Raw genomic sequence first — 12497 nt, 5'->3', positions numbered from 1 at the left:
CCTGATGTCGCCAAGTATCGGTGAGTCCTCACGGATTCCAAAGGGTAAAAATTCGCCCGACGGGGTCGGAATCCGGACTGCACCCGCTGTTCACAGGGCAGGTATATTTTCGCGCGAAGGGCTTGCCATGCGCGACTCACCGCGGCGCGCCACCGGAACGCTTTTTCGGGTGGTGACGGGACGCCGATACCGGCATGGTGGCGCCGTTCTTCCTGCCGGGTGTTCCCCATGTCCGACCCATCTCCCGCCGCCGCGCCGCCGCGCGTCGCGACCGGCGGCCTCGTCCTGCTCGCCGTCACCTCGGTGGCGTGGGGGCTGGCCTGGCCGGTGTCAAAATACGTGATCTCGGAATGGCCGCCGCTGCCGGCGCGCGGCCTGCCGGGGATCGCCGGCTCGCTGCTGCTGTTCGCCTATGCGGCGCTGCGCGGCGACTCGCTGCGCGTGCCGCGGGCGCTGTGGGGGCGGCTGGCGATCTCGACGGTGTTCAACGTCACGCTGTGGATGGTGGTGATGGGGCTGGCGCTGCTGTGGCTGCCGGCCGGCGAAACCGCGGTGATCGGCTATTCGATGCCGGTGTGGACCGCGCTCCTGGCCTGGCCGCTGCTCGGCGAGCGGCTGACCGCGCGGCGCGTGCTGGCGCTGGTGATGGGGTTCGGCGGCATCGCCGCGCTGATGGGCGCCGACGGGCTCGCGGCCAGCGCCGCGAAATGGCCGGGCGTGGCGCTGGCGCTGTCCGGCGCGATCGGTTTCGCGCTCGGCACCATCTTCCTGAAGCGGTTTCCAATTCAGCTTCCGGGCGCGACCTCGGCGGCGTGGCAGATCGGGCTCGGCTGCATTCCGGTGACCGCGGTCGGTCTCGCATTCGAAGTGCCGAATTTCGCTGCGACCACGGCCTATGGCTGGGCCGGGCTCGCTTACCTGACGCTGATCCAGTTCTGCCTCGCTTATCTGTGCTGGTTCGCGGCGCTGCAGCGGCTGCCCGCCTCGGTCGCGGCGATCGGCACAATGGCGGTGCCGGTGATCGGGGTGGTGGCCTCGGCGATCGCGCTGCACGAGCCGCTCGGCCTCGGCCAGATCGCGGCATTGGGGCTGACGCTCGCCGGCGTGGCGCTGGCGACGCGGTCCTAACCGGATAGTTGTGCGCCGGAGCGGCGATCGCGCGGCGTGCCGCGCGATGATTGCGCTGCAATCGAAACAGTGTGCAGCGCAGTGCAGCCCGGACGGCCGCGACAAACACCCGGCCATCGCTTCGTGTTGCAGTGCGCGCGCTGCTGTGCAAACAGCATCAACTAATCATTTGATCAACTAATCGATCAGATTTCTCGACAGTCGCGAACAATTCTGATCAGATCATCGCGACACCGGAATGCTGCGTCCGTGGCGCAAGCGGCCTTCAGAGCCGCGCCACCAACAACAAAAGCGCTTCAAAGGCCCCAGACCATCGCATTGGCTCACCAGGGAGGAATGCCACATGTCGGATGATGCCAAGTCGCCCGCTGCCAAGTCGCCCGCTGCCAAATCGCCCGCTGCCCAATCGCTCGCCGCCAGTCCTCGGAACAAGCTCAGCCGCCGTCAGTTCGTCGCCGCCACCGCCATCACCTCGGCGGCGCTGGTCACCGCGCCCTACGTCCGCGGCGCCCACGCCGCCGGCAAGCTGACGATGGGGTTCTGGGACCATTGGGTCCCCGGCGCCAACAACACCTGCACCGAACTCGTCAAGCAATGGGGCGAGAAGGAGAAGGTCGAGGTCTCGATCGACTACATCCCGAGCCAGGGCAACAAGAACCTGCTCACCATCGCCGCCGAAGCGCAGGCTAAATCCGGCCACGACATCCTGTCGATGCCGACCTGGTGGCCGCACGCCAATGCCGAACTGATCGAGCCGGTCAACGACCTGATGGAAGACCTGATCAAGCAGAACGGCAAGGTCAACAACACCGTCGAATATCTCGCCAAGCGCGACGGCAAATGGCTCGCGGTGCCGTCCTGCATCGGCAGCCAGATCAAGGGGCCGTGCACGCGCATCGACCTGTTGAAGAAGCACGCCAATCTCGACATCCAGGCGATGTATCCGGCCGGCAGCGAGCCGAAGGACGACGACTGGAACATGGAGACGTTCCTGAAGGCGGCGGAGGCCTGCCACAAGGCCGGCGTGCCGTTCGGCATCGGGCTCGGCGAGACCTCCGACAGCGTCGACAGCGCCGGCGCGTTCTTTCAGGCGTTCGGCGCGCAGCTCGTCGACAGCAAGGGCAACGTCACGGTGAAGACCGACGAGGTCCGTCAGGTGCTGGAATTCTACAAGAAGCTGATGGCGTTCCTGCCGGCCGACGTCACCGCCTGGGACGACTCGTCGAACAACAAATGGATCGTCTCCGGCCGCGGCGCGATGATCATGAACCCGCCGAGCGCCTGGGCGGTCGCCAAGCGCGACGCGCCGCAGGTCGCCGAGCAGCTCTGGACCCACGGCTTCCCGAAGGGGCCGAAGGGCCGCTACGCGCCGTTCCTGCCGTTCTTCTGGACCACCTGGACGTTCTCCAAGAACAAGGAGGCGGCCAAGAGCCTGCTGCGGCATCTGTCGCAGCCGGAGTCGATCGAGAAACTGGTGGCGGCGTCGGGCGGCTACGACCTGCCGGCCTTCGCCAACCTCACCAAGCTGAAGGTCTGGGCCGAGCAGGCGCCGCCGAAGGGCACGCTGTTCAGCTATCCCGACCCGTATCAGCGCCAGACGCTGTCGATCGCCGCGTCGCCGGCGCCGCCGAAGATCGCGCAGCAGATCTACGCGCAGGCGACGCTGACCAAGATGTGCGTGCGCCACTATCAGGGCGAGGCGATGGAGAAGACGCTCGCCTGGGCCGAAGGCGAGTGCGAGGGCTTCATGCGAAGCTGACGGCGCAACAAGCCGAGACTCACGCAACGTCTAAGTTCGTCATTGCGAGCCGAAGGCGAAGCAATCCAGAGCACCGCATGCTGCGCCCCTGGATTGCTTCGTCGCTTCGCTCCTCGCAATGACGAGGAGGAGCCTTCGATGGTCGACATTCCGTATCAGCCCGGCCGCGTCGCCGCGGCACCCCGCCGCCGGCGCGGCGGGCTCGCGGCGATGATGAAGCGCAAATCGATGGTGGCGTTCCTGATGGCGCTGCCGCTGATCGTGCTGATCGGCGTGCTGGTGGTCTATCCGGCGTTCTATGCGGTGCACCTGTCGACGCTGAACAAATCGATGCAGCGCTTCGTCGGTTTCGACAATTTCCTGTTCCTGTTCAAGCGCGACACCTTCTGGCTGGTGGTGCAGCAGAGCTGCATTTTCGCCATCACCGCGGTGGTGTTCAAGGCGCTGCTCGGCTTCATCGTCGCGCATTTCGTCCACAACGTGCCGGCCAAGGGCCAGCGCAAATGGCGCGGCATGCTGCTGGTGCCGTGGGTGATCCCGCCGGCGATGTCGACGCTGGCCTGGCTGTGGCTGTTCGATCCGTCCTATTCGGCGTTCAACTATACGCTCGGGATGTTCGGAATCGGCCCGATCCCGTGGACCGGCGACGCGGGCTGGGCGCGGTTTTCGGTCATTCTGGTCAATATCTGGTACGGCGCGCCGTTCTTCATGATCATGTATCTGGCGGCGCTGAAATCGGTGCCGGAGCAGCTCTACGAAGCAGCCGCGATCGACGGCGCCAACTGGTGGCAGAAGCTGTGGTACGTGACGCTGCCGATGATGCGCAACATCATCGCCATCACCACGCTGTTCTCGCTGATCGTCACCTTCGCGAATTTCGACATCGTCCGCATCCTCACCGCCGGCGGCCCGCTCGACCACACCCACATCTTCGCGACCTGGGCGTTCCGGATCGGGATCGAGGGCTCGGACATTCCGCTCGGCGCCAGCGTGTCGCTGTTCATGCTGCCGATCCTCGGCGTCGCGGCGATCTTCATCCTTCGTGACATCAACAAACGCGGGAACGAAAGCTGATGGCCTCGACGCTGACGATCGACAAGGCCGCGCCGCGGCGCAATCCCGGCTACGGCAGCATCAGCCGCGACCGCGCCTGGGCGCTGAAATGGTCGTATTTCTTTCTGACGATCTTCGCCGTTTTCTCGCTGGTGCCGCCGCTCTACATGCTGATCACCTCGCTCAAGAGCAGCCAGGAGATTTCGGCGGCGACCAATCCGTGGTGGGTGTTTCACCCGACGCTCGGCAATTACATCCAGTTGCTGACGTCGAACCAGTTCCTGACGTTCTTCTTCAACTCGGCGATGGTGTCGATCTTCGTCGTCACCATCACCATGCTGATCAGCGTGCCGGCGGCGTTCGCGCTGGCGCGGATGCGGTTCTGGGGCTCGGCGACGCTCGCCACCGGCGTGTTCCTGACCTATCTGATCCCGGACACGCTGCTGTTCATCCCGCTGTTCAAAATGTTCGCGACGTTCGGCGACTGGAGCGGCATCCAGCTCATCAACCGCTGGTACGTGCTGCTGATCATCTATCCGACGCTGACGGTGCCGTTCTGCACCTGGATCATGATCGGCTATTTCGCCTCGATCCCGAAGGAGCTCGACGAAGCCGCGATCATCGACGGCGCGTCGTGGTTCCAGACGCTGACGCGGATCTTCATCCCGGTGGCGCTGCCCGGCATCATCGCCGCGACGATCTTCGCCTTCACGGTGTCGTGGGCGCAGTTCCTGTATCCGCTGGTGTTCACCACCTCGACCGATCAACTGGTGCTGCCGGTCGGCATCATCACCACGTTGATCAAGGGCGACGTGTTCAACTGGGGTCAGATCATGACCGGCGCGCTGCTCGGCGCTGCGCCGCCGCTGATCATCTACGCATTTCTGATGGACTATTACATCGCGGGGCTCACCGCGGGCGCAACCAAAGGGTGACGACATGGCTGAAGTCAATCTGCGCAAGGTGGTGAAGCGCTACGACGACGTCGAGGCCGTCCGCGGCATCGATCTCGACATTCCGGACAAGGAGTTCGTGGTGTTCGTCGGCCCCTCGGGCTGCGGCAAGTCGACGACGCTGCGGATGATCGCGGGGCTGGAGGAGATCTCGGACGGCGATATCGTGATCGGCGGCGACGTCGTCAACGACGTGCCGCCGAAGGACCGCGACATCGCCATGGTGTTCCAGAACTACGCGCTGTATCCGCACATGACGGTGGCGGAGAACATGTCGTTCGGGCTGCGGCTGAAGAAATATCCCAAGGCCGAGATCAAACAGCGGGTCGACGAGGCCGCGCGGATGCTCGACATCACCGATCTGATCAACCGCAAGCCGAAGCAGCTCTCCGGCGGCCAGCGCCAGCGCGTGGCGATGGGCCGCGCCATCGTCCGCAATCCGAAAGTGTTCCTGTTCGACGAGCCGCTGTCCAATCTCGACGCGCAGCTGCGGGTGCAGATGCGGTTCGAGATCAAGCGCGTGCACCAGAAGGTCCGCACCACCACGGTCTACGTCACCCACGACCAGGTCGAGGCGATGACGCTGGCGGATCGCGTGGTGGTGATGAACAATGGCCGGATCGAGCAGGTCGGCACGCCCAACGAATTGTATCACCGCCCGGCGACGCGCTTCGTCGCCGGCTTCATCGGCTCGCCGGCGATGAATTTCATTCCCTGCACGCTCGAGGACGTTGCCGGCCGGCTGCAGATCCGGCTGTCGGACACGCTGGCGATGGCGGTGCCGGAGCAGAAGGCGGCGCATTATCGTGGCATCGCCCGCGACAGGAAATTGCAGCTCGGCATCCGCCCGGAGCACATCGCCGACGCGAAGGCCACGCTGGAGCCCGGCGTCGCGACGTTCGACGCGCTGCTCGACGTCACCGAGCCGATGGGGATGGAGACGCTGATCTATTTCAACCTCAACGGCAGCGAAGTCTGCGGCCGCGTCAGCCCGAATGCCGGGGCGCGGGATGGCGGCATGTTGCGTTTGGCGGTGGACCTCAACAATATGCACCTGATAGACGAGGGGACCGGTCTCGTGATCTGAAGGCCGGACAGAGAGACGTCCACGGGGCCGGAATGACGACCAACAAGAAGAAACTGCTGATCACGGAATCGCTGTCGGAACGGGGAAGGGCGCTGTTCGCGGAGCGCGCCGACGTCGACGTGATCGAATTCTCCAACATGATCTCGGCGCCGGATTTCGAGGCGCTGCTGAAGACGGAAGCGCCGGTGCACGGCGTCGCGCTCGGCGCGACGCGGTTCGGCGAGGCCGAGCTGGAAGCGTCGCGCGACATGAAGGTGGTGGCGCGGATCGGCGTCGGCTACGACGCGGTCGACGTTCCGGCGCTTTCGAAGCGCAAGGTGCCGCTGATGATCGCCGGCACCGCGAATTCGCCCTCCGTCGCCGAGCAGGCGCTGTTCATGATGCTGACGCTGGCCAAGCGCGGCGTCGAGCTGCACGCGCTGGTCAAGACCGGCGCCTGGGCGACCCGGCTCGGCCTGCTGCCGTTCGACCTGTTCGGCAAGACCGTGCTGATTGTCGGCTTCGGCCGGATCGGCACCCGCACCGCCAAGCGTTGTCTGGCGATGGAAATGACCGTGCTGGTGTACGATCCCTACGTGCCCGCCGCGGCGATCGAAGCGGCCGGCTGCGAGCCGGTGCCCGATCTCGACGCGGCGCTGCCGCGCGCCGATTTCGTCAGCCTGCATTGCCCGAAGACGCCGGAGACCACCGGGATGTTCGACGCGGCGCGGCTGTCGAAGATGAAGGCGACGGCGTATCTGATCAACACCGCGCGCGGCGGCATCGTCGTCGAGCAGGCGTTGTACGACGCGCTGGTCGCGGGCCGGCTCGCCGGCGCCGGGCTCGACGTGTTCGAGGTCGAGCCGCCGCCGCTCGGCCACAAATTATTCGATCTGCCCAATGTGATCATCGCGCCGCACGTCGCCGGCGTCACCCGCGAGGCGCTCGACCGGATGGGCGAGCAGACCGCGCGCAACATACTGAGCGCGCTCGACGGCGCCCCGATCGCCGCGAATGTCGTCAATCAGGACGTGCTCGGTTAGTTCGACAAATCTCGGCCCCGTCATTGCGAGGAGCGTAGCGACGAAGCAATCCAGCTCCGTGGACTGAGATTCTGGATTGCTTCGCTTCGCTCGCAATGACGGCAACCACGATCATTGCATCACACGAAACAACAATTGGGGAGGCTCATCGTGGCATTGAAAGAGTACGGCGATTATGACGCTGTGGGTCTCGCCGAGCTGGTGCGTCGCAAGCAGGTCACGCCCGGTGAACTGCTCGATGAGGCGATCGCGCGGACCGAGGCGCTCGATCCGAAGCTCAACGCCGTGGTGGTGCGGCACGACGACTACGCGAAGGCGCAGATCGACAAGGGGCTGCCGGACGGGCCGTTCACCGGCGTGCCGTTTCTCCTGAAGGATCTCGACCTGCTCGCCGGCACGCGCACCACCTTCGGCGCCAGCCTGTACAAGGATTTCGTCGCGCCGCACAGCGGCACGCTGGCGGGCCGCTTTCTCGCGTCGGGCGTGACGATCTTCGGCAAGAGCGCCAGCCCCGAATTCGGGCTGATGCCAACCACCGAATCGCGGCTGCACGGGCCGACGCGCAATCCGTGGAATCTCGATCACTCCTCCGGCGGGTCGTCGGGTGGCGCCGCCGCGGCGGTGGCGGCGCGGATTCTCCCCGTGGCGCATGCCAGCGACGGCGGCGGCTCGATCCGGATTCCGGCGTCATGCTGCGGCGTGTTCGGGCTGAAGCCGACGCGGGCGCGCAACCCGATCGGGCCGGATCGCGGCGAGGGCTGGGGCGGCTTCGCCTGTGGGCACGTCGTCAGCATCAGCGTCCGCGACAGCGCCGCGATGCTCGACGCGCTGCACGGCCCCGAGCCGTCGAGCCCTTACGTCGCGCCGCCGCCGGAGCGGCCGTTCGCCCAGGAGGTCGGCCGCGATCCGGGGCGGCTGCGGATCGCGTTCACCGATCAGTCGACCTATGGCGATGCGATCGATCCCGAGATCGCCGCCGCGGTGCGCGACACCGCGAAGATGCTCGAAGGTCTCGGCCACCACGTCGAGCAACGCGCGCCGAAGCTGCCGGCCGACCCGGCCGAAGTGATCGCCACCATCGTCGCCTGCAATACCGGGCTGACGGTGAAGCTCGCCGAGCAGGCGATGGGCCGCGCCATGACCGTTCGCGATTTCGAAACGCTGACGCTGGCCAGCGCCGCCAATGCCGGCCGCGCCAGCGGCATCGATTATTGCGCCGCGCAGCTCGCCGCATTTCAGATCTCGCGTACCGTCTCGGACTTCTTCGCCGACATCGACGTCTTTCTGTCGCCGACGCTGTGCCTGCCGCCGCTGCGGATCGGCGAACTCGACACCATGGCGAGTGATCTCTCCGGTATCAGCCCGCTGCTGCGGCGCTACATCCCCGGTACCAGCCTGTTCAACATGTCGGGCCAGCCGGCGATGTCGGTGCCGCTGGCATGGACCGCGGGCGGCCTGCCGATCGGGATGATGTTCGCGGGCCGGTACGGCGACGAGGCGACGCTGTTGCGTCTCGCTTCGCAGCTCGAGCAGCAGCGGCCCTGGAAAAACCGGCGACCGCCGGTTTGCGCCTGATTTAGTCCCGCTTTTCGCCAGCATTCTCAGAAACAAAACGACCAAGGTCGGCGTTGACGCGCCGCCGCGGCTGGCATTTCGTATGTATTTGAGGGGGACTTCGACGTGACTGGCAACGATCCGACCGATCAGACGCTTGCGGTAATCGCAAGCATCTTCGAGAAGCCGGCGCCGAAGCTGGACGCCAAGGCCGATGGCGAAAAAGGCGACGACGCTTCTGCTGACCCCGCTCAGCAGCAGACCGCTGCGGAGGACGGCGCGATGCACACCGATGCCGCGCCCGACCTCATTGGGACCGACGACACGCCCCACGAGGACACGCCCAGCAATGACGCCCCCCGCGATGACGCGGATGACGATGTGGCGGCCGGCGAGCCGGCGCAGCACGATGCGATGGATCGCGCGCTCGCTTTGGCGGAGGAAGGCGTCTCGGTTCGGATCGAGACCATGGAGGTCGTCGAGATCACCATGACGTCGGCGCCCGACGAGCCCGAGCCGGCCGGCGTGGCGATCGACCAAGGGCCCGAGGACCTCGACGCCTTGACGCGCCACGGCCCGGGACCGCTGGAGGCGCTGCGCTTCAAATGGAGCGTGCGCCGCGAAGACGACGGTTACTACGTCGACGAGACGATCGGCACGACGTCGCAGCCGATCGTCGCCGGCCCGCTGTCGCGCGCCGAGGCGATCAGCTTCATCGACACCCGCGAGCGTCGAACCCGCCGCCGCTACGAGCGCCTGCGCAACGATATCGTCTCCGGCCCGTCGGAGCGCGGTGTCGAGGACGACGACAGCGACTTGTAGGATGGTGTGCGCGGCCATCGTATCGGCGCGGCTTTGCGCTGGTCCGAAAGGACGCTTTGCACAGGTGCACCGGTTCGAAAGAACAAGGGCGCCGCAAGGGCGCCTTTGCTGTTTGTGATCCGAGCGTGTGCCGCCGGCGATCGCTTCGGAGCCGTTCTGTCTCCGATGGAATCAGCACTGTCGTTCAGGGATCCTCGCCGCAGGCACAACCTCATGATGAGGAGGCGCGCAGCGCCGTCTCGACCATGGGCCGCGGGCGGTGCGTCGCCACATCCTTCGAGACGCGAGGCTTCGCCGGGCTCCTCAGAGCCTGACTGGAAATGCAGGCCGCAAACGCCCTATCCCCGTCATTGCGAGCGAAGCGAAGCAATCCAGAGGCGCCGAGTATGGGGCCTTCTGGATTGCTTCGTCGCTTCGCTCCTCGCAATGACGAACTTAAGTGCCTGACTTGTCGCTCTCATGTTGAGTCAGACTCTCAGGATGAGGGGCAGTGCATCTGGCAAGGGCTAGATCGCTCCAATCAATCGATGAGGCGGTTAGCTCTTCGAGAACGCCTGAGCGATCCTGCTCCAGGTCTTCTCATAGACCGCTGCGGTTTCATTGAGTCCGGTCTTCAGCGCGCTCCAGGTCTCATCGCCCGCGGCGGAGAGCTGGTTGAGCTTCGGACCCAGGGTCTTTTCGGTGTCCTCGGCCCATTGCCGCAACGCCGCCTCGACTTCCTTGCGGCCTTGCTCTGCCGCGGCGGCGGCGTTGGCCTGGAACGATTGCATCGAAGTCTGAAACGACTGGCGTTGCGCTTCGGCGCGCGCCATCAGCGCGTCCTTGACGAGGCCGGCCTGATCTCCCGACGTCTTGAGGAATTGCTGGAAGGCCAGTTCGACTTCGGTCCACTGCGCGGTGACTGCCGCGGTCGCGGCCTCGGCGTCCTTCTTGGACGCGCTGAGGTCGGCCTGCAGCGTGTCGACCTTGGTCTGGAAGCTGTCACGGGCGCTGCGGAACTGGTCGAGGGCCAGCTTCGCCCTGGCGCTGGCCTCGTCGCCGAGTTTGGCGGCGGCTTCATCGAGCTTGGCGAGGGTCGCGGTCGTTTCCGCGAGCTTCTGTTTGGCCCATTCGAGGTAGGCCTGGGTGAATTCTGTCGTCGGCATCGGATGTCCTTTCGAGGTTACGCCGAAGGCGGATGTCCACCCTCGGCGAGGGAGTGAGAGGCGTGCCGCGGAATGGCCCGGTCGGTCGGCCGCGGGCCGAGCAACTGGGCGAGGGCGAACTGTCGGATCGCCGTATCGAGCCGTGCCCGTGGTTCGGCATCGAGCTTGTCCCAGCCGAGTGAACTGAGCATGACGTTGCGCAACGTCCGGAAACAGGCGATCGAGCCGGGCACGATGACGACGCGGATAGTCGGGCCTTCATCGGTCGGCACCTTTGAAGCATCTTATGCCTTCGAATGAAGGAGCCTTGATCTGGATCAATGGCCAATCGCCAGACCGCCGCAAGCGGCCGGCGCTCCGCCATCGCTGCCATCCTCCGCCGCGCCGACGCAACGCGTGCCGACGCCCGACGAAAAAAGGCGCCCCGTTGCCGGGGCGCCTGATCCGTCATCGAAAGGCCGTTCGCGGCGCGGGCCGCGAAGACGGCTTACTGCGAGTAGTACATGTCGAACTCGACCGGGTGCGGCGTCATTTCGAAGCGCATCACTTCGGTCATCTTCAGTTCGATATAGGCGTCGATGAAGTCGTCGTCGAAGACGCCGCCGGCCTTGAGGAAAGCGCGGTCCTTGTCGAGGTTCTCGAGCGCCTCGCGGAGCGAACCGCAGACGGTCGGGATCGACTTCAGCTCTTCCTTCGGCAGGTCGTAGAGGTCCTTGTCCATCGCCGGACCCGGATCGATCTTGTTCTTGATGCCGTCGAGGCCGGCCATCAGCATCGCCGCGAAGGCGAGATAGGGGTTGGCCATCGGATCCGGGAAGCGGACTTCGACGCGCTTGGCCTTCGGCGAGGTGGTGTAGGGGATGCGGCAGGAGGCCGAACGGTTGCGGGCCGAATAGGCCAGCAGCACCGGGGCTTCGTAGCCCGGGACCAGACGCTTGTAGGAGTTGGTCGACGGGTTGGTGAAGGCGTTGATCGCCTTGGCGTGGGTGATGATGCCGCCGATGTAGTGCAGGCAGGTCTCCGACAGGTCGGCGTACTTGTTGCCGGCGAACACCGGCTTGCCGTCCTTCCAGATCGACTGATGCACGTGCATGCCCGAGCCGTTGTCGCCGAACACCGGCTTCGGCATGAAGGTCGCGGTCTTGCCGTAGATGTGGGCGACCTGATGGATGCAGTATTTGTAGATCTGCATCTGGTCGGCCATGTGGGTGAGGGTGTCGAACTTCATGCCGAGCTCGTGCTGGGCGGAAGCGACCTCGTGGTGATGCTTCTCGACCTTGACGCCCATCCGCGCCATCGCGCCGAGCATCTCCGAGCGCATGTCCTGCACCGAATCCTGCGGCGGGACCGGGAAGTAGCCGGCCTTGGTGCGGATGCGGTGGCCGAGATTGCCGCCCTCATATTCGGTGTCGGAGTTGGTCGGCAGTTCCGACGAATCCAGCTTGAAGCCGGTGTTGTACGGGCTCGACGAATAGCGCACGTCGTCGAACACGAAGAACTCGGCTTCCGGGCCGACGAACACCGAGTCGCCGACTCCCATCGCCTTGACCTGGGCCTCGGCCTTCTTGGCGATGCCGCGCGGGTCGCGGTTGTAGGGCTCACCGGTCGACGGCTCGAGGATGTCGCAGGTGATGACCATGGTGGTCTCGGCGAAGAACGGGTCGATGACCGCGGTCGTCGGATCGAGCATCAGCATCATGTCGGACTCGTTGATCGCCTTCCAGCCGGCGATCGAGGAGCCGTCGAACATCGTGCCCTCGGCGAAGATGTCCTCGTCGATCATGCTGACGTCGAAAGTGACGTGCTGCCACTTGCCGCGCGGGTCGGTGAAACGAAGATCGACGTATTTGACGTCGTTGTCCTTGATGGATTTCAGGACTTCTTTGGCGGTCGTCATGAGTACCCCTTGTGCTTAAGGTCGTCGTAAATGCTGAAGGTGGTCGTGCGATTGCGGCCGCACGCGGCCGCGAGGTG

11 protein-coding genes are annotated in these 12497 nt (G+C 65.3%); 8 read left to right on the top strand and 3 right to left on the bottom strand.

Going from position 1 to position 12497, the window contains the following annotated elements; all coding sequences use genetic code 11:
* Window positions 1–228 precede the first annotated feature (228 nt).
* The 8 genes from ACTZWT_RS05795 to ACTZWT_RS05760 all read left to right on the top strand — a co-directional run bounded on the left by ACTZWT_RS05795 (window position 229) and on the right by ACTZWT_RS05760 (window position 9378).
* Complete coding sequence (locus tag ACTZWT_RS05795; protein ID WP_444768749.1) at window positions 229–1128, top strand: DMT family transporter; 900 nt, start codon at window positions 229–231, stop codon at window positions 1126–1128.
* Between the two features lie 343 nt (window positions 1129–1471).
* A complete protein-coding gene (locus tag ACTZWT_RS05790) occupies window positions 1472–2887 on the top strand; it encodes an ABC transporter substrate-binding protein (protein WP_444768748.1) in 1416 nt (471 codons plus the stop codon).
* Window positions 2888–3025: 138 nt separating this feature from the next.
* A complete protein-coding gene (locus ACTZWT_RS05785; RefSeq protein WP_444768747.1) occupies window positions 3026–3961 on the top strand; it encodes a carbohydrate ABC transporter permease in 936 nt (311 codons plus the stop codon).
* On the top strand, window positions 3961–4875 hold the full coding sequence (locus tag ACTZWT_RS05780; protein ID WP_444768746.1) for a carbohydrate ABC transporter permease: 915 nt from the start codon (window positions 3961–3963) through the stop codon (window positions 4873–4875). The genes ACTZWT_RS05785 and ACTZWT_RS05780 overlap by 1 nt, the downstream gene beginning before the upstream one ends.
* A 4-nt stretch (window positions 4876–4879) precedes the next feature.
* Window positions 4880–5980 carry an ABC transporter ATP-binding protein gene (locus tag ACTZWT_RS05775; protein WP_444768745.1) on the top strand — a complete coding sequence of 367 codons (1101 nt, stop codon included), beginning with the start codon at window positions 4880–4882 and terminating at the stop codon, window positions 5978–5980.
* Window positions 5981–6012: 32 nt separating this feature from the next.
* Window positions 6013–7002 (top strand): hydroxyacid dehydrogenase, encoded by a 990-nt coding sequence (locus ACTZWT_RS05770; RefSeq protein ID WP_444768744.1) that lies wholly within the window; start codon window positions 6013–6015, stop codon window positions 7000–7002.
* Between the two features lie 150 nt (window positions 7003–7152).
* Window positions 7153–8577 (top strand): amidase, encoded by a 1425-nt coding sequence (locus ACTZWT_RS05765; RefSeq protein WP_444768743.1) that lies wholly within the window; start codon window positions 7153–7155, stop codon window positions 8575–8577.
* A gap of 105 nt (window positions 8578–8682) precedes the next feature.
* Window positions 8683–9378, top strand: coding sequence for a hypothetical protein (locus ACTZWT_RS05760; RefSeq protein ID WP_444768742.1), 696 nt, complete (start codon window positions 8683–8685; stop codon window positions 9376–9378).
* 536 nt (window positions 9379–9914) lie between these two features.
* On the opposite strand, the gene ACTZWT_RS05755 is transcribed toward ACTZWT_RS05760, so the two are convergent.
* The 3 genes from ACTZWT_RS05755 to glnA form a co-directional block, all read right to left on the bottom strand.
* Complete coding sequence (locus ACTZWT_RS05755; RefSeq protein ID WP_444768741.1) at window positions 9915–10523, bottom strand: hypothetical protein; 609 nt, start codon at window positions 10521–10523, stop codon at window positions 9915–9917.
* 17 nt (window positions 10524–10540) lie between these two features.
* Window positions 10541–10795, bottom strand: a complete 255-nt coding sequence (locus ACTZWT_RS05750) for a hypothetical protein (protein WP_444768740.1) — start codon at window positions 10793–10795, stop codon at window positions 10541–10543.
* Between the two features lie 215 nt (window positions 10796–11010).
* Entirely contained in the window at window positions 11011–12420 is a 1410-nt protein-coding gene (gene glnA, locus ACTZWT_RS05745) for a type I glutamate--ammonia ligase (RefSeq protein WP_444768739.1), read from the bottom strand.
* Window positions 12421–12497: the final 77 nt, after the last annotated feature.

The sequence above is a fragment of the Rhodopseudomonas sp. NSM genome (genome assembly GCF_052445935.1).
GTDB lineage: Bacteria > Pseudomonadota > Alphaproteobacteria > Rhizobiales > Xanthobacteraceae > Rhodopseudomonas.
The sequence above is the reverse complement of the archived record's forward strand: the minus strand, read 5'-3'. Positions and strand labels throughout refer to the sequence as shown.